Consider the following 17,534-nt stretch of genomic DNA (forward strand, 5'->3'; position numbering starts at 1 on the left):
CACTTTTTGTCTTAGGCTGCCTCTCCGAACACAAAGGAGGGGTGTATGGCCAGCCACAGCTATATGAGCATTACCGGAAAGCGCCAAGGTTTGATTTCTGCCGGTTGCTCCGGTCTTGATTCTCTCGGCAACAAATGCCAGATCGGACACCAGGATGAAATCCTGGTGCTGGCTTATTCACGTGAAATGCTTGCGGGTAATGACGGCAGCGTGACAGGTGGGCGTGGCAAGCACATGCCGATCATGATAACCAAAGGTATCGATAAGTCATCACCATTGCTGGCAAGTGCGCTGCATGAGGGTGAAGAAGTTGATTGCAAGATCAATTTTTATCGAACCTCTTCGGTTGGCGGCCAGGAACGGTACTATTCAATACACCTGTCAGGTGCGCGTATCGCTCATATCAGCTTGCAGGTTCCCCACGCAATTCGCATGAATGACGCTGAGCCGCAAGAGCTAGTGTCCATTCGTTATAGGGACATTGCCTGGGCGCATGTTCCAGGGGCTACCAGTGCCTATAGTTCTTGGGGGAATGAAGGTGAATGAGGACCCTTGCGATATTCATGATGTAACCAGATCGGCTTCCGATCTGGTTGCAGTTGGTTGCAGTTGGTTGCAGCATAGGCATGGCGCATATTCCTGATGGCTTTGCGCGACTTCGATTTGGCTCGATTGTCTCTGCCTATGTTGATGAAATAATTCAGGCGGTTGATGAAGGGGCTATTAGTGCGTGGCAAGCCGTGCAGGAAATAACAGCTGAATATGAGGACTTATCGGCGAAGGCGCGTTTCTATCTACAAAATGGTGTTGGGGTTGTGGCAGGGGTGATGCAGGTGAGGACAGGGGGCGCGATTTTCGTAGGCTCGACAGGGTTTGGTTCGATACCGGGCGGACTCATGGTTGGGCATGGAGTTAATAATATCTACGAAGGTTTGGGGAATATTTATCGCGGGCCGAATGCTCTAGGCACGGTTGGGCCTATTAGATATTTTTATAGGGATATGTTGGATGAAGAACGGGGGGGGCATGGTTTACTACTCAACGGACTTGTTTCTTTCTGTAGTTGGGGTGTTTAGGTCGGTGTCAAAGCCCGGTTCGGTGGAGTTGTTCAGGCGTGATCCAATTAATTACGAGCGAGCTTGTCATCAAATGGGGAGGTTGGCTTTGTCTTTTGAAGTGATGGTTGATGCTTTTACGATAGATTCGATACTTTCAGAGTAGGCTTCTTATGTGTGTCGTGAAGTGGTGTGATAGGGTGTGAGTTTCGCTTATATTACGCCACGCATTCTTGGGGTGTAGATTATCAAACCAGGAATGACGAGGATTATATATGTTGTCAGGTAGGTGGCGTCTAGGTGGTTTTCATCTATGTGAATTATTTTTCTTATTCCGAATGCAATAATTCCAGCTGGTAGTCCAGAGCAGCCTAAAACTAAAAACGTCACTGAGATGTAGTATCGAATGTTTTCAAAGTTCATTGATCATCATGTCCTGCTGATGTGAGCCACTAGATTAGTATGGCTATTCGAAACAATTAAACGTTTCTTCACTAGGCTAAGAGCAATATTTGTAAATGAATTTGACTGGCAGCGAGGCCCGATGTTAGCGATTCGCCATGATGACCGCTATTGCGAACGTCATTCGCGGTATCCTGAACGCCCTCGAACACGGACGCTTTTCCATGCTGGTGATTTCCAACAACGTGCATCTGCCGGATGCCGAGATCGAGTTGACGGCCATTCGCGCCCAAGGCGCCGGTGGGCAGAACGTCAACAAGGTCTCCAGCGCGGTGCACCTGCGCTTCGACATTCCGGCGTCGTCCTTGCCCGAGTTCTACAAGGAGCGGCTGCTGGCGCTGCGCGATAGTCGCATCACCAGCGACGGTGTGTTGATCATCAAGGCCCAGCAGTACCGGACGCAGGAGCAGAACCGCGCCGATGCGTTGTTGCGGCTGACCGAGTTGATCCTCAGTGCCACCAAGGTCGAGAAGAAGCGCCGTCCGACCAAGCCGACCCTCGGCTCGAAGACCCGTCGTCTCGAATCCAAATCCAAGCGCGGTAACATCAAGGCCGGGCGCGGCAAGGTCGATTTCTAACGGACATCCCGCGTTTCGCGTTGCTTTGGCGCCTGCCGGTACAGGTAAAGGCTCAGCATCAATCCGCTCAAGGCGGCGAAGGCAGCGAACAGGAAGATCGAAGCGAACCCGAACCCGGCCGCAATCGCCCCGGCCAGCGGCCCGGTGATCCCCAGCGACAAGTCGATGAACAGCGAATAGGCGCCGACGGCTGCGCCACGGCTGGACGCCGGCACCAGGTTGACCGCCTCCACGCCCAGTGCCGGAAACACCAGCGAAAAGCCGAAGCCGCTCAGCGCCGCACCCGCCAGTGCCCAATGGGCATCCGGTGCCAGCCACAGCAACAGCAATCCCAGGGTTTCCACCGACAGGCAGGCAATGGCGACGCGAAAGCCGCCGAGGCGGTTGATCAGGTTGCCGAACAGCAAGCGCGCGCCGATGAAGCTGGCACCGAACAGGCTCAGGCACAGCACCGCGTTGTCCCAGTGTTGCGTGGCGTAATACAGGGTGATGAAGGTGGCGATGGTGCCGAAGCCGATCGAACCCAGCGCCAGGCCGCAGCCATGGGGCAATACGCGGCCGAGCACATGCATGAACGGCAAACGTTCACCGACAACGATCGGCGCGGCGGTTTTCGGCCAGGCCAGCAGCAGGCCAATAACGGCCAACAGTACAATGCTCACGCCCATGCTCCACAAGCCCAACTGACTGACCAGCCACACGCCGAGCGGCGCGCCGATTGCCAGTGCGCCGTAACTGGCGATGCCATTCCAGGAAATCACCTTGGCGGTGTTCGCCGCGCCCACCCGGCCGATGCCCCAGCCAATCGAACCGGAACCCACCAGGCTCTCCGCGCTACCGAGTACCAGACGGCCGATCAACAAGCAGATCAGGCTGAGCATCGGCAGGCTTTGCGTCCATGCCGAAATCAACATGAACACACCGCTCAGTCCGCAACCGGCCAAGCCATACATCACTGCGAGTTTGCTGCCCTTGTTGTCGATGATTTTCCCGGCATACGGGCGGCTGAGCAGGGTGGCCAGGTATTGCACACTGATCACCAGCCCCGCGATCACGGCACCGAAGCCCAGGTCGCTATGGACGTAACCGGGCAATACGGCCAGGGGGATGCCGATGTTCAAATAGCCGATAAAGGTAAACAGGACGATGGATACAACTTGCAGCGTGACCGCCAGGGGGCGCTGGTTTTCAGACATGGGTAAAGGTCCACGGGAAAGCAGGATTAGATAGGCTGCTTATGATAACGGTGCCAGCGTTCGTGGGTTGGGAAAAAGTAAAACTATTTGCCGGGCGGTGTCACTCGGACTTGGCGGGCGCGACCAGTTGCGTAGTGACCAGGGCGGCCAACGCGTTTTCCTGGGTACCAAATCGGGCGAGCAAAGCGGCTTGTTTCTCGGGGGAAAGGCGATTCCAGATCTCGATCATTTTCTCGGCGGTGCCGATCAGGACGCTGGCCTGGGCTTCGCTAAATTCATCGGTCATGGACAGGGTCTCGGTTCAGGCAGTGTGGAAAGCGCATGTTAGCGCTTTCCACACGGTCTGTACGGCGGGTGTTTCAGTCTTCTCTGTCAGCCTGGCGGCTGTCAGTGGCTTCTTTCGGCTCGGGCTGTTGGGCGCCGGCTTGCTGCGTGGTCGTCTGCTCAGGTTCGTGCAGGCTTGGGAAGGGGAGATTAGGAATCTCGTGCATGGTTGCGCTCCTCGCTAAGTCTGTTGATAGATCTGGTAGATCCGCGCTTTTAAAAAGCCTGGGCAGGATACAGCAAGAGAAATGACAAACAGACTTTTATATCTATTTGTTTCGACGGAAGGGGTTGTCTAGACAGGTCTGAAGGATCAACACAACACCTTCTGTGGGAGCCAGCAGGCTGGCTCCCACAGAAGGTGTTGCAGTGTTTGTAGGTTATTTGCAAACCTTGGCAATCGCCTCGGCCAGCAGATCCAGGCGCGTGGCATCAATCCCCGCGACGTTGGCGCGACCGGAGCTGACCATGTACACGCTGTGGTGGTCGCGCAGGTTTTTCACCTGCTCCGTCGACAGGCCGGTATATGAAAACATTCCGCGCTGTACCCCGATGTGCGCAAAACGCTCGCGTAGGCCATGCGGCTCAAGCGCTTCCACCAGGCCGCTGCGCAGTTGAGCGATGCGCAAGCGCATGCTTTCCACTTCGTCGGCCCAGAGGCTTTTCAGCTCCGGGGCGCCAAGGATGGTCGCCACGACGGCGGCGCCATGATCCGGCGGGGTCGACCACAAGTTGCGGGCGATGTTGGCCAGTTGGCTGCGGATGTCGGTGAGTTTGTCGGCGTTTTTCGCGCAGACAATCAGCGCACCAGTACGGTCGCGGTACAGGCCGAAGTTCTTCGAGCAGGAACTGGTAATCAGCACTTCCGGCAACTCGGCGGCGAACAACCGGGTCGACCAGGCATCCTGTTCCAGGCCATCGCCGAAGCCTTGGTAGGCGAAGTCGATCAGCGGCAGCAGTTCGCGTTTGCGCACCACTTCCAGCACCCGGCGCCAATCCTCATGGGACAGATCGAACCCGGTCGGGTTGTGGCAGCAGGCGTGCAGCAATACCACGTCGCCTTTGGGGATTTCGTTGAGTACCGCCAGCATTCCCTCAACGTCGAGCCGGTTATCGCTGCCCACGTACGGGTAATGACTGACCTTGACCTTGGCCGCTGCGAAAATGGTTTCGTGGATCGGCCAGGTCGGATTGCTCAGCCACACGCCGCGGCCCGGGAGGCATTGGGCGATAAAGTCTGCGCTCAGGCGCAAGGCCCCGGTGCCGCCCGGTGTCTGGGTAGCGCCGGCACGTTGCTCGGCGATCAAGGTCGAGTCGGCGCCGAGCACCAGTTCGTTGATCGCCTTGCCGAACGCCGGTTCGCCGTGACCGCCGATGTAGGTTTTGGTGGTCTGACGCTCGACCAGCCGTGCTTCGGCCAGTTTCACTGACTGAGGAATCGGCGTCAGGCCCTGGGCATCCTTATAGACACCCACGCCAAGGTCAAACTTGCGTGGGTTCGGATCCTGCGCGTAGGCCTCCATCAGACCCAGAATCGGGTCGCCGGGCACGCGGCCGATGGCGTCGAAGTGCATTACTTGCGGCCCTCGGCGTCCTTGGCAACGATGTCAGTGCGCGCGGCCATGATGAAGTCGTTGCGGTGCAGACCCTTGATCGAGTGGCTCCACCAGGTCACGGTGACTTTGCCCCACTCGGTCAGCAGGCCCGGGTGGTGACCTTCGGCCTCGGAGATTTCACCGACGGCGTTGGTGAATGCCAGAGCGTGTTTGAAGTTCTTGAACAGGAAGATTTTTTCCAGCTGCATGATGCCGTCGCGAACTTCGATGTTCCAATCCGGGATCTGCTTGATCAATACCGGCAGTTCTTCGTCGCTGACTTGTGGAGCATCGGCGCGGCAGGCTTCGCAATGGGCTTGAGTGAGTGCGGTCATGGTGTGTTCCTGAAATCGAATGTTGGGAAATCGGCCCTCAGTGCTACCACGCTAATGCAAAGCGATGGTTTCTGACAGGCTCACTTGATTCTAAAAGCGGCGGATCACGCGGCTTTTGGTTTTGGCGGAAATTTCGGTGCGCGCAGACCCATCTGCATCGCTTGCTTGACCATGCCCATGATGTCTTCGTGAGCGAGGTCGAACAGGCGCTTGAGATTGGGCAGCGCGAAATACAGAGGCTGCAAGATGTCGATGCGGTAAGGCGTACGCATGCATTCAAGCGGATCGAAGGCCTGATGTTCAGGCTCATCCGACAGGCAATACACGGTCTCTTTTGGTGAGGACAGAATGCCGCCGCCGTAGATGCGTTGGCCTTGCGGAGTGTCGACCAGACCGAATTCGATGGTCATCCAGTACAGGCGCGCCAGGTACACGCGCTCTTCCTTGGTCGCTTGCAGCCCCAGCTTGCCGTAGGTGTGAGTGAATTCGGCGAACCACGGGTTGGTCAGCAGCGGGCAGTGGCCAAAGATCTCGTGGAAAATGTCCGGCTCTTGCAGGTAATCCAGTTCCTCGCGGGTACGAATAAAGGTCGCGACTGGAAACTGCTTGCTGGCGAGCAATTCAAAAAAGGTCTGGAAAGGGATCAGCGCTGGCACACGGGCAACTTGCCAGCCGGTGGTTTCACCGAGGACTTTGTTGATTTCGCCCAGTTGTGGAATGCGGTCGTGGGGCAGACCGAGTTTTTCGATACCGTCCAGGTACTCCTGGCACGCACGCCCTTCAATCACTTTCAGTTGGCGAGTGATCAGCGTGTTCCACACCGCGTGTTCTTCGGCGGGGTAGTCGATAAAACCTTGCGCATCGGGCTCGCGGGCCACGTATTGCGTCTGCTTCATGCTGCTCTCCTGCTAGGGGATTCGTTCTTGTTATGTGCTGCTATGGACCTAGAAATACCCCAAGGATTGCGTCGATGCAGCAGGTGGTCGGCGAACTGTGTGGGAAAAATCCTCAAAAATCGTAAAGTTTTCGTTACGAATCGGTGGTCGTCGCGTAGTTGCTGAGATTTTCGGGTTTGAAAAGCGCTGTACCTGTCACATAATCTTGACGACTATCTGAGCGCCCCGACAGAAAAATGCTTGCCTGGGGGCTTTGTAGGAGCCGGCTTGCTGGCGATAGCGTCCTTGGGGGTGTCATCGCCAGCAAGCCGGCTCCTACAGGTTCAATGCCACCCCTTTCATTCAGATCCAGGTCTTTTACATGCGTATCAAAGTCCACTGCCAAAACCGCATCGGCATCCTGCGCGACATTCTCAACCTGCTGGTGGAGTACGGAATCAACGTGGCCCGCGGTGAAGTGGGCGGCGAGCACGGCAACGCTATCTATCTGCATTGTCCGAACCTGATCAACATTCAATTCCAGGCACTGCGTCCGAAGTTCGAGTCGATTGCCGGAGTGTTTGGCGTCAAGCGTGTAGGGCTGATGCCCAGCGAGCGTCGGCACATGGAACTCAATGCGTTGCTCGGGGCGCTGGAGTTTCCGGTGCTGTCGATCGACATGGGCGGCTCTATCGTTGCGGCCAACCGTGCGGCCGCGCAGCTACTGGGTGTCAGGGTCGACGAGGTGCCGGGGATTCCGCTGTCGCGCTACGCCGAAGACTTCGACTTGCCGGAACTGGTGCGCGCCAACAAATCGCGGATCAACGGGCTGCGGGTCAAGGTCAAGGGTGACGTGTTTCTGGCCGACATCGCGCCACTGCAATCAGAGCACGACGACAGCGAAGCCATGGCCGGCGCGGTGCTCACGCTGCACCGAGCCGACCGCGTGGGCGAGCGCATCTACAACGTGCGCAAGCAGGAATTGCGAGGCTTCGACAGTATCTTTCAAAGTTCGAAAGTAATGGCCGCCGTGGTCCGAGAAGCTAGGCGTATGGCGCCGCTGGATGCGCCGCTGTTGATAGAAGGCGAAACCGGCACGGGCAAAGAACTGCTGGCGCGAGCCTGCCATCTGGCCAGCCCCCGTGGGCAATCGCCATTGATGGCGCTCAACTGCGCAGGCCTGCCGGAGTCGATGGCCGAGACCGAACTGTTCGGCTACGGCCCCGGTGCCTTTGAAGGTGCGCGAGCCGAGGGCAAGCTCGGGCTGTTGGAGCTGACGGCGGGCGGTACGCTTTTTCTCGACGGAGTAGGGGAAATGAGCCCGCGCTTGCAGGTGAAATTGCTGCGCTTCCTGCAGGACGGGTGCTTCCGGCGTGTAGGCAGTGATGAAGAGGTTTATCTGGATGTGCGGGTGATCTGCGCGACCCAGGTCGATTTGTCCGAACTGTGTGCTCGCGGCGAGTTCCGCCAGGACCTGTACCATCGCTTGAACGTGCTGTCGCTGCACATCCCGCCGCTGCGTGAATGCCTGGACGGGTTGACGCCCTTGGTGGAGCACTTCCTCGATCAGGCCAGTCGGCAGATCGGTTGCCCATTACCCAAACTGGCGCCGGCGGCCATGGATCGACTCAGTCATTACCATTGGCCGGGCAACGTGCGCCAACTGGAAAACGTGCTGTTCCAGGCGGTTTCCCTGTGCGAGGGCGGCACGGTCAAGGCTGAACATATCCGTCTGCCGGATTACGGCGTGCGTCAACCGTTGGGTGACTTCTCGCTCGAAGGCGGGCTGGATGAAATAGTCGGGCGTTTTGAAAAAGCGGTGCTGGAACGGCTTTATTCAGAACATGCCAGTAGTCGATTGCTCGGCAAGCGCTTGGGTGTATCTCACACAACGATTGCCAACAAGTTGCGTGAATATGAGATCGGCAAACTTGATCGTTTAAAAGATTCTTGAACAAGAATATTTATCCGGCGCTTTAACTTCTCATTTAAAGTGCCAAAACTTCTGCCATTGATCTGAATCATGGAACTTGTCGATTTAGCCATCTAGGCTTCTCCTCACAGTTTGGCAGGAGTGCTGACCATGCCATCAATGGATGACTCTACCCAGCGACTTCGCAAAGAAACTCGCCTGTTCTATTTCCTGATCATTGTTCTATTTCCACTGTTGTCAGTGGCGATCGTCGGTGGATACGGTTTTTTTGTCTGGTTTCTGCAAATGCTCCTCGGCCCGCCAGGCCCTCCTAACTGATCGGCATTCCAATCTCTATCTCAACAGGGAGTACGGGTCATGGAAAAGTCGCTGCACATCGCCAGTCTGGTCGTTCATGCCCGTCCTGCCTTGTTCGAGGCAGTTAAAGCCAACCTGCGTTTGCTCAAGGGCGTTGAACTTCATCAGGAAAGTCCCGCTGGCAAACTGGTGGTTGTGTTGGAAACCGAACACGAAAGCCAGATTCTGCAGCGAATCGATCAGATCAACCGCTTGCCAGGCGTGCTCAATGCCGCACTGGTCTATCACGAGATTCTCGATGTAACGGGAGAAAGCCCATGCCTATGACTCGGCGCGAGTTTGTCAAAGCCCAGGCGGCCGGGATCGCGGCAGCGGCGGCGGGCCTCCCGGTGTTTACCTCTGCCACTAACCTGATTACCGAACAGGACATGATTTCCCTGGAGTGGAACAAGGCGCCCTGTCGTTTTTGCGGTACCGGATGCAGCGTCATGGTCGCGACCAAGGACAACAAGGTGGTGGCAACCCATGGCGATGTAAAAGCCGAGGTCAATCGCGGGTTGAATTGTGTCAAAGGCTACTTTTTATCCAAGATCATGTACGGCGTCGATCGTTTGACACAGCCGCTGTTGCGCATGACCAACGGGCAATATGACAAGCAGGGCGAGTTTCAGCCGGTGTCCTGGAAGCAGGCGTTCGATGTAATGGAGTTGAAGTACAAGGAGGCACTGAAGAACAAAGGCGGGGAATCGGTCGCCATGTTCGGGTCCGGACAATGGACTGTTTGGGAAGGGTATGCGGCCAACAAGTTGATGAAGGCCGGATTCCGCTCCAACAACATCGACCCCAATGCGCGTCATTGCATGGCTTCGGCGGTCATGGGGTTTATGCGCACCTTTGGTATCGATGAACCGATGGGCTGCTATGACGATATCGAAGTCACCGATGCATTCGTCCTGTGGGGTTCCAACATGGCGGAAATGCACCCGATTCTTTGGAGTCGGGTCACCGATCGCCGTTTGAGCCAGCCGAATGTCAAAGTGGCCGTGCTCTCCACGTTCGAACATCGCAGTTTTGAACTGGCCGACATTCCGATGGTGTTCAAACCGCAGACGGACTTGCTGATTCTCAACTACATCGCCAACCACATCATTGAAAGCGGTTCGGTCAACCAGGACTTCGTCAGCAGACACACCAAGTTCGCCAAAGGCACGGATGACATCGGCTACGGTTTGCGCCCTGATAATCCGCTGGAGATGAAGGCCAAGAACGCCGACAAGGCGAACACCTGGACCGACATCGACTTCGAGCAGTTCGCCGCGTTCGTCAAACCCTACACACTGGAGCGCACCGCGAAGGAAACCGGGGTGCCGGCCGAGCGCCTCAAGGCATTGGCCGAACTGTATGCCGACCCCAAACGCAAGGTGGTTTCGTTCTGGACCATGGGCTTCAACCAACACACCCGGGGCGTGTGGGCCAACAACCTGATCTACAACATTCACCTGCTGACCGGGAAAATCAGCGAACCGGGCAACAGTCCTTTCTCGCTGACGGGCCAGCCTTCGGCTTGCGGGACGGCGCGGGAAGTGGGCACGTTCTCCCATCGGCTGCCGGCCGACCTGGTGGTCACCAACCCGGCGCACCGTGCCACCGCGGAGAAAATCTGGAAACTGCCGGCGGGCACCATCAAGGAAAAGGTCGGGTTCCATGCCGTGCAGCAGAGCCGCATGCTTAAAGACGGTGTGCTCAATGTGTACTGGACCATGGCCAGCAACAACATGCAGGCCGGGCCCAACATCATGCAGGAAGTGTTGCCGGGGTGGCGCAACCCCGAGAACTTCGTGGTGGTGTCGGATGTGTACCCCACCGTTTCGGCGCAGGCAGCGGATCTGATATTGCCCACGGCCATGTGGGTGGAGAAGGAGGGCGCTTACGGCAACGCGGAGCGGCGTACGCAGTTCTGGCATCAGCTGGTTTCGGCACCGGGCGACGCCAAGTCAGACCTCTGGCAACTGGTCGAGTTTTCCAAGCGCTTTAAAACCGACGAAGTCTGGCCGGCGGAGTTGCTGGATAGCTCGCCGCAATTCAAGGGCAAGACCCTGTACGAGGTGCTGTTCAAGAACGGCCAGGTCGATCAGTTCCCCGTGGAGCAAATGGCGGCGGGCTATCAGAACGACGAAGCCAAGGACTTCGGTTTCTACCTGCAAAAAGGCCTGTTCGAGGAATATGCCCAGTTCGGCCGAGGGCATGGTCATGACCTTGCACCCTTTGATCGTTATCACTCCGAGCGAGGCTTGCGCTGGCCTGTCGTCGAAGGCAAGGAAACGCTGTGGCGCTTTCGCGAAGGCTACGACCCCTATGTCGAGAAGGGCAGTGGCGTGCAGTTCTACGGCTACCCCGACAAGAGAGCAATTATCTTCGCGCTGCCTTACGAGCCGCCTGCGGAAGCCCCGGACGCGGACTTCCCGTTCTGGTTGAGCACCGGACGGGTGCTTGAGCATTGGCACACCGGGACCATGACCCAGCGTGTCGAAGAACTCTACAAAGCGGTACCCGATGCGCTGGTCTACATGCACCCGGCCGATGCCAAGGCCTTGAATGCCCGGCGTGGCAGCGAAGTGAAGCTGATCAGTCGGCGCGGCGAGATGCGTGCCCGAATTGAAACCCGTGGGCGCAACAAACCGCCACAGGGCCTGGTGTTCGTGCCGTTCTTCGACGCCAACAGGCTGATCAACAAAGTTACGCTCGATGCGACGGACCCTATCTCCAAGCAGACCGATTACAAAAAATGCGCGATCAGGATTGAGTTGATCAAGACGGCATAAGGAGCGCTTTGATGAATGTTCGTTCGCTGTCCCTGCTTGCCGCGCTGCTGATCTGGCTGCCCGCGACATTTGCGGCCGACCCCGGTTACCCGCTGGATGCACCGGCGCCGGATGGCCGGCGAGTCGGTGGGACCCTGACCCAGGAGCTGCCGGCACCGCCCATTGCCGAAGACGAGAACAAGGACCTCAAGCGAGAGCGCAATTACCCCGAGCAACCGCCCACCATCCCCCACAGCATTCGCGGCTATGCCATCGACATGAACAGCAACAAGTGCCTGACCTGCCACAGTCGCGCCAACAGTGCGCGCACCCAGGCGCCGATGATCAGCATCACGCACTACATGGACCGTGACGGCCAGGCACTGGCGGCGGTGTCGCCGCGCCGGTACTTCTGCAACCAGTGTCACGTACCGCAGAAAGACGTGAAGCCACTGGTGAACAACAGTTTCAAGAATATCGACCAGGTGCTGCAAGACGAAATCAATCGCCAGCCGAAACCTTGAGGAGAGGCCATGAAATCGTTGCTTGCCTTGCTCAAGGATTATTGGGGTGTATTGCGTCGGCCCAGCGTGCATTACAGCCTGGGCTTCCTGACCCTTGGCGGGTTTATCGCCGGGGTGATTTTCTGGGGTGGGTTCAACACTGCGCTGGAAGCGACCAACACCGAGAAGTTCTGCACGTCCTGCCACGAAATGCGCGACAACGTGTTTGTCGAGTTGCAGGAAACCATTCACTACACCAATCGCTCGGGCGTGCGCGCCACGTGTCCGGACTGTCACGTCCCCCACGAGTGGACGCACAAGATCGCGCGCAAGATGCAGGCGTCCAAGGAAGTCTGGGGCAAGCTGTTCGGCACGATCAGCACCCGGGACAAGTTTCTCGGCATGCGCCGGGAACTGGCCGAACATGAGTGGGCGCGGCTCAAGGCCAACGACTCCCGAGAGTGTCGCAACTGCCATAACTTCGAGTTCATGGACTTCACTCGCCAGAGCAAACGTGCGGCCAACATGCATTCCACGTCATTGGCCAGCGGCCAGGCAACGTGTATCGATTGTCACAAGGGCATTGCCCACAAGTTGCCCGATATGAGTGGCGTAAAAGGCTGGTAGCCAGCGTTTATTGGTGTTGCCGCCAAACGGCAGAAGCGCGCCGGTTTTTCGTCTTCGATACCGTGTTCATTTTTCCTCTGACTAGCCTCAAACCCCGTGTTTCAAAGGGGTTTGAGTCGCTGCGCGAAAGTTGGTCTGCAAATTGCTACAACCTGCGCAACACAGGTTGGGGCGGCAACCGTCCGGCATGCAGAGGAAAGAGTGTGGACAAGTACCTTTATGTGGCAATGACCGGCGCCAGCCAGAATGCACTGGCGCAAAAGGCGCATGCCAACAACCTCGCGAACATCTCCACCAACGGCTTCCAGAAAGACCTGGAACAGGCGCGTTCGATGCCGGTGTTCGGTGACAGCTTTCCGGCGCGTGCGTTTGCCCTGTCTGAACGCCCGGCCACGGATTTCTCCCCCGGTGCGTTGGTGGAGACCGGCCGCGACCTCGACGTTGCCGTGCAAGGCAATGGCTGGATCGCCGTGCAGAATCCAGACGGTGGCGAAAGCTACGTGCGCACCGGCAGCCTGAACGTTGATGCCCTGGGCGTGCTGCGCGCCGGCAACGGCATGCCGGTCATGGGCAATGGCGGGCCGATTGCCGTGCCGCCCGAGCAGCAGATCGAAGTGGGCGAAGACGGCACCATCAGCATCCGTGCGATGGGCGAAGGCCCTCGCGTGATGGCGGAAGTCGACCGCATCAAGCTGGTCAACCCGGACTTCAAGAACATGACCAAAGGCCTGGACGGTTCAATCCACACCAGGGACGGACAGCCGGCGCAAGCCGATGCCAACGTCAAGCTGGTGTCCGGGTTCCTCGAGGCGAGCAACGTCAATGCCGTGGAAGAGATGACCTCGGTGCTGGCCCTGGCCAAGCAGTTCGAGCTGCATATCAAGATGATGAACACCGCCAAAGAAGATGACCAGGCCATGGCTCGGGTCTTGCAGATCAGCTAATTACCAGAACGTCGCGCCGTAAAACAGGCGCACGAGGAGAATCGAATGCTTCCGGCTCTATGGGTTGCCAAAACAGGTCTGTCTGCCCAGGACACCAACCTGACTACCATTTCCAACAACCTGGCCAACGTGTCGACCACGGGTTTCAAACGTGACCGCGCCGAGTTCCAGGACTTGCTCTACCAGATCAAGCGTCAGCCAGGCGCCCAGTCGACCCAGGACAGCGAACTGCCGTCGGGTCTGCAACTGGGTACCGGTGTGCGCATCGTCGGCACCCAGAAAAACTTCACCGCCGGCAGCCTGCAAACCACCGAGCAGCCGCTGGACATGGCCATCGACGGTCGTGGTTTCTTCCAGATCCTGCAACCGGACGGCACCACGTCCTATACCCGTGACGGTACCTTCCACCTGGACTCCAACGGCCAGATCGTCAACGCCAGTGGCTTTGCCCTGGAACCGGCGATTGTGATTCCGAACGATGCCCAGACTTTCACGGTCGGTCGCGACGGCACCGTGTCCGTCACCGTACCTGGCAACGCTGCGTCCCAAGTGATCGGCAACCTGCAAACCGCCGACTTCATCAACCCGGCCGGCCTGCAAGCGGTGGGTAACAACCTGTTCCTGGAAACCGCCGCCAGTGGCGCACCACAAGTCGGCACGCCGGGCCTGGCCGGTTTCGGCACCACGCTGCAGAACACCCTGGAAACGTCCAACGTCAGCACCGTTGAAGAGATGGTCAACATGATCACCACTCAACGTGCCTACGAGATGAACTCCAAGGTGATCTCCACCGCCGACCAGATGCTCTCGTTCGTAACGCAGAATCTGTAATCAAGTCTATGAGGCGGCCATGAGGTCGCCTGCAGCACCGTGAGGTAGGGTCATGAATCGCTATGCATTTGTTCTGGCACTGAGTGGGATCACCGCGCTCGCAGGCTGCGTGCCTGTGCCGCCCAAGCCCAATGACCCTTATTACGCTCCGGTGTTGCCGCGCACGCCGTTGCCGTCTGCGGCGAACAATGGTTCGATCTATCAGGCCGGTTTTGAACAGAACCTGTACAGCGACCGCAAGGCGTACCGGGTGGGCGACATCATCACCATTACGCTCAACGAAAAAACCCAGGCCAGCAAAAACGCGAACTCGCAGATCGGCAAGAACAGCAAGACCGACATCGGCCTGACCTCGTTCTTTGGCGGTGGCCTGAGCACCAACGATCCGATCGGCAGTGGCGACCTGAGCCTCGATGTGGGCTACAGCGGCGACCGCGCGACCAAGGGCGACAGCAAGGCCGCGCAGGGCAACACCCTGACCGGTTCGATCACCGTGACCGTCGCCGATGTGCTGCCCAACGGCATCATCGCGGTACGCGGCGAGAAGTGGATGACCCTCAACACCGGTGACGAACTGGTGCGGATTGCCGGTCTCGTTCGTGCTGACGATATCGCCACCGACAACACTGTGTCGTCGACCCGTGTCGCCGATGCGCGCATCACCTACTCGGGCACCGGTTCGTTTGCCGATGCGAGTCAGCCAGGCTGGTTCGACCGTTTCTTCCTCAGCCCGCTGTTTCCTTTCTAGGTGGCTTTCCAGTTGAGCACGTTGAACTTTAAACACCTTCTGGTGGCCGCCCTGATGCTGTCCGCAGCTTTCAACGCTCAAGCCGAGCGCCTGAAGGACATCGCCAGCATTTCCGGCGTGCGTTCCAACCAATTGATCGGTTACGGCCTGGTGGTCGGGCTTAACGGCACCGGTGACCAGACGACGCAAACCCCGTTCACCCTGCAGACCTTCAACAACATGCTCTCGCAGTTCGGCATCAAGGTGCCACCGGGTTCGGGCAACGTGCAGTTGAAGAACGTCGCGGCGGTGTCGATCAGCGCTGATCTGCCGGCGTTCGCCAAGCCGGGGCAGCAGGTCGACATCACCGTGTCGTCCATCGGTAACTCCAAGAGCCTGCGCGGTGGCACCTTGCTGCTGACGCCACTCAAGGGTATCGACGGCAATGTCTACGCAGTGGCCCAGGGCAACCTGGTGGTTGGCGGTTTCGATGCCGAAGGTCGCGACGGCTCGAAGATCACCGTCAACGTTCCGTCGGCCGGTCGCATCCCTGGCGGTGCGTCGGTTGAACGTGCGGTACCGAGCGGTTTCAACCAGGGCAACAGCCTGACCTTGAACCTCAACCGTTCCGACTTCACCACGGCCAAGCGCATCGTCGACAAGATCAATGACATGCTCGGCCCTGGCGTGGCCCAGGCCATCGACGGTGGTTCGGTGCGTGTTACGGCGCCGCTCGATCCAAGCCAGCGCGTTGACTACCTGTCGATCCTGGAAAACCTGGAAATCGATCCGGGCCAGGCGGTGGCGAAAGTCATCATCAACTCCCGCACCGGCACCATCGTGATCGGCCAGAACGTCAAGGTGTCCCCGGCCGCCGTGACCCACGGCAGCCTGACCGTGACCATCACCGAAGACCCGATCGTCAGCCAGCCCGGCCCTCTGTCCAATGGCACCACGGCCGTGGTTCCGCGTTCGAAGGTCAACGCCCAGCAGGAAGCCAAGCCGATGTTCAAGTTCGGCCCGGGCACCACCCTCGACGAAATCGTGCGTGCGGTGAACCAGGTCGGCGCGGCGCCGGGTGACTTGATGGCGATCCTTGAAGCCCTGAAACAGGCTGGCGCGCTGCAAGCCGACCTGATCGTGATCTGAGGACGGCGCGCATGGACATGCACAAGAGCGGTCTGGTCAGCAGCAGTGATTCGGGCGCTTACTCGGACCTTAATCGACTGAACCAGCTCAAGGTCGGCGACAAGAACAGCGACGGCAACCTGCGCAAGGTGGCGCAGGAGTTTGAGTCGCTGTTCCTCGGGGAAATGCTCAAATCCATGCGCTCGGCGACCGAAGCGCTGGGCCAGGACAATCCGCTCAACACGCCAGCCGCCAAGCAATACCAGGAAATGTACGACCAGCAACTGGCCGTTTCCATGTCCCGCGAGGGCGGCGGTATTGGTCTGGCGGACGTGCTGATGCGCCAGATGTCGAAGAACAAACCGCTGGCCCCGGGCGAGGCTGCCGCCGCGTCGGCTGCCAAGCAAGAGGCCGCGAAAGCGGCAGCGGTAACGCCGGTGGCTGCCGGCACGGTCGCGCTCAACGGGCCGTTGTCGCGGGTCAACGGCCAGCGTCCGTTGTGGGCGTCGCGCTCGCTGCATACGCCGCAGGAAGCGGGCGAGGGCGCCCATCGCAATGACATGGCACTGATCAATCAGCGACGCCTGGCGCTGCCGCCGAAATTGGCCGATCGCTTGCTCGCCGGGCTGGTGCCTTCTGCGACAACTGCCGCAGCACCGGTCAACGCAACCCGGCTGCCACAACGCACCACCCCTACTGGCGGAACCGGTCCGTTGTACAACGGCGACTGGCTGGCCAATGCGCAGCAAGCCTCCGGCGGCGGCATGCAGATCTACGGTCGCGCCATGGCGCAGATTCCTTTGGCGCCGGCGAAGAAAGCCTTCAGCTCCGCCGACCAGTTCGTCAACACCATGTTGCCGATGGCCAAGGAAGCCGCCGCCCGCATTGGTGTCGATCCTCGTTATCTGGTCGCCCAGGCCGCTCTCGAAACTGGCTGGGGCAAGTCGGTCATGCGTGCTCAGGACGGCAGCAGCAGCCACAACCTTTTCGGCATCAAGGCCGGCAACAGTTGGCAGGGCAATTCGGCGCGGGCGATCACCAGCGAATTCAGAAATGGCGAGATGGTCAAGGAGACGGCGCAGTTCCGTTCCTATGACTCTTACAAGGACAGTTTCCACGACCTTGTGACGCTCTTGCAGACCAATAATCGCTATCAAGATGTCGTGAAGTCGGCCGATAACCCGGAACAGTTTGTACGCGAGTTGCAAAAAGCCGGTTACGCAACCGACCCGGACTACGCAAGCAAGATTTCGCAGATAGCCAGGCAGATGACGAGTTACCAAAACTACGCTGCGGCGAGCGTTTCAACGAATTTATAAGGTT

At 58.5% G+C, this 17,534-nt stretch carries 20 protein-coding genes; 14 read left to right on the forward strand and 6 right to left on the reverse strand.

All coding sequences use genetic code 11. From position 1 onward, the window contains the following. Positions 1 to 45 precede the first annotated feature (45 nt). The 3 genes from QMK58_RS08700 to arfB all read left to right on the forward strand — a co-directional run bounded on the left by QMK58_RS08700 (position 46) and on the right by arfB (position 2,095). Positions 46 to 546 carry an Hcp family type VI secretion system effector gene (locus tag QMK58_RS08700; protein ID WP_053156511.1) on the forward strand — a complete coding sequence of 167 codons (501 nt, stop codon included), beginning with the start codon at positions 46 to 48 and terminating at the stop codon, positions 544 to 546. 80 nt (positions 547 to 626) lie between these two features. Next, positions 627 to 1,076, forward strand: coding sequence for a DUF4225 domain-containing protein (locus tag QMK58_RS08705; protein WP_256220588.1), 450 nt, complete (start codon positions 627 to 629; stop codon positions 1,074 to 1,076). 605 nt (positions 1,077 to 1,681) lie between these two features. Next, the gene (gene arfB / locus QMK58_RS08710; protein ID WP_008021374.1) at positions 1,682 to 2,095 is read left to right on the forward strand and encodes an alternative ribosome rescue aminoacyl-tRNA hydrolase ArfB; all 414 of its coding nucleotides are present in this window, start codon (positions 1,682 to 1,684) and stop codon (positions 2,093 to 2,095) included. Here the strand turns inward: arfB and QMK58_RS08715 are convergent. From QMK58_RS08715 to phhA, 6 genes are all read right to left on the reverse strand, one after another. Next, the gene (locus QMK58_RS08715; protein ID WP_053156514.1) at positions 2,092 to 3,291 is read right to left on the reverse strand and encodes an MFS transporter; all 1,200 of its coding nucleotides are present in this window, start codon (positions 3,289 to 3,291) and stop codon (positions 2,092 to 2,094) included. The two genes, arfB and QMK58_RS08715, sit on opposite strands and share 4 nt — an antisense overlap. Positions 3,292 to 3,391: 100 nt before the next feature. Then, positions 3,392 to 3,577 carry a hypothetical protein gene (locus QMK58_RS08720; protein WP_053156516.1) on the reverse strand — a complete coding sequence of 62 codons (186 nt, stop codon included), beginning with the start codon at positions 3,575 to 3,577 and terminating at the stop codon, positions 3,392 to 3,394. 73 nt (positions 3,578 to 3,650) lie between these two features. After that, the gene (locus QMK58_RS08725) at positions 3,651 to 3,782 is read right to left on the reverse strand and encodes a hypothetical protein (protein WP_256220589.1); all 132 of its coding nucleotides are present in this window, start codon (positions 3,780 to 3,782) and stop codon (positions 3,651 to 3,653) included. Between the two features lie 213 nt (positions 3,783 to 3,995). Next, positions 3,996 to 5,189, reverse strand: coding sequence for an amino acid aminotransferase (locus QMK58_RS08730; protein WP_053156519.1), 1,194 nt, complete (start codon positions 5,187 to 5,189; stop codon positions 3,996 to 3,998). Beyond that, positions 5,189 to 5,545: a 4a-hydroxytetrahydrobiopterin dehydratase gene (locus QMK58_RS08735; protein WP_053156522.1), complete on the reverse strand. Its 357-nt coding sequence runs from the start codon at positions 5,543 to 5,545 to the stop codon at positions 5,189 to 5,191. Before QMK58_RS08735 ends, QMK58_RS08730 begins: the two co-directional genes overlap by 1 nt. A 104-nt stretch (positions 5,546 to 5,649) precedes the next feature. Beyond that, a complete protein-coding gene (gene phhA, locus QMK58_RS08740; RefSeq protein WP_053156525.1) occupies positions 5,650 to 6,441 on the reverse strand; it encodes a phenylalanine 4-monooxygenase in 792 nt (263 codons plus the stop codon). A 361-nt stretch (positions 6,442 to 6,802) separates the two neighbouring features. Here phhA and QMK58_RS08745 point away from each other — a divergent pair, with 361 nt between their 5' ends. The 11 genes from QMK58_RS08745 (at position 6,803) to flgJ (ending at position 17,530) form a co-directional block, all read left to right on the forward strand. Next, entirely contained in the window at positions 6,803 to 8,374 is a 1,572-nt protein-coding gene (locus QMK58_RS08745; RefSeq protein ID WP_053156529.1) for a sigma-54-dependent transcriptional regulator, read from the forward strand. Positions 8,375 to 8,503: 129 nt separating this feature from the next. Beyond that, entirely contained in the window at positions 8,504 to 8,671 is a 168-nt protein-coding gene (locus tag QMK58_RS08750; RefSeq protein ID WP_172681808.1) for a periplasmic nitrate reductase, NapE protein, read from the forward strand. A gap of 39 nt (positions 8,672 to 8,710) precedes the next feature. Beyond that, positions 8,711 to 8,977: a chaperone NapD gene (locus tag QMK58_RS08755; RefSeq protein WP_053156535.1), complete on the forward strand. Its 267-nt coding sequence runs from the start codon at positions 8,711 to 8,713 to the stop codon at positions 8,975 to 8,977. Next, complete coding sequence (gene napA, locus QMK58_RS08760; protein ID WP_053156540.1) at positions 8,968 to 11,472, forward strand: nitrate reductase catalytic subunit NapA; 2,505 nt, start codon at positions 8,968 to 8,970, stop codon at positions 11,470 to 11,472. Before QMK58_RS08755 ends, napA begins: the two co-directional genes overlap by 10 nt. An 11-nt stretch (positions 11,473 to 11,483) precedes the next feature. Continuing rightward, a complete protein-coding gene (locus QMK58_RS08765) occupies positions 11,484 to 11,975 on the forward strand; it encodes a nitrate reductase cytochrome c-type subunit (protein WP_053156543.1) in 492 nt (163 codons plus the stop codon). A 9-nt stretch (positions 11,976 to 11,984) separates the two neighbouring features. Further along, positions 11,985 to 12,581, forward strand: coding sequence for a cytochrome c3 family protein (locus tag QMK58_RS08770; protein ID WP_053156547.1), 597 nt, complete (start codon positions 11,985 to 11,987; stop codon positions 12,579 to 12,581). Positions 12,582 to 12,784: 203 nt separating this feature from the next. Then, complete coding sequence (locus QMK58_RS08775) at positions 12,785 to 13,525, forward strand: flagellar basal body rod protein FlgF (protein WP_053156550.1); 741 nt, start codon at positions 12,785 to 12,787, stop codon at positions 13,523 to 13,525. Between the two features lie 45 nt (positions 13,526 to 13,570). Continuing rightward, the gene (flgG, locus tag QMK58_RS08780; protein ID WP_053156553.1) at positions 13,571 to 14,356 is read left to right on the forward strand and encodes a flagellar basal-body rod protein FlgG; all 786 of its coding nucleotides are present in this window, start codon (positions 13,571 to 13,573) and stop codon (positions 14,354 to 14,356) included. A gap of 52 nt (positions 14,357 to 14,408) precedes the next feature. Beyond that, positions 14,409 to 15,104 (forward strand): flagellar basal body L-ring protein FlgH, encoded by a 696-nt coding sequence (flgH, locus tag QMK58_RS08785; protein ID WP_053156556.1) that lies wholly within the window; start codon positions 14,409 to 14,411, stop codon positions 15,102 to 15,104. Positions 15,105 to 15,158: 54 nt separating this feature from the next. Then, complete coding sequence (locus QMK58_RS08790; protein ID WP_256220598.1) at positions 15,159 to 16,232, forward strand: flagellar basal body P-ring protein FlgI; 1,074 nt, start codon at positions 15,159 to 15,161, stop codon at positions 16,230 to 16,232. Positions 16,233 to 16,243: 11 nt separating this feature from the next. After that, positions 16,244 to 17,530: a flagellar assembly peptidoglycan hydrolase FlgJ gene (gene flgJ, locus QMK58_RS08795; RefSeq protein WP_053156559.1), complete on the forward strand. Its 1,287-nt coding sequence runs from the start codon at positions 16,244 to 16,246 to the stop codon at positions 17,528 to 17,530. Positions 17,531 to 17,534: the final 4 nt, after the last annotated feature.

It is taken from the genome of Pseudomonas sp. P8_241 (genome assembly GCF_034008315.1).
In the GTDB taxonomy this organism is placed as follows: domain Bacteria; phylum Pseudomonadota; class Gammaproteobacteria; order Pseudomonadales; family Pseudomonadaceae; genus Aquipseudomonas.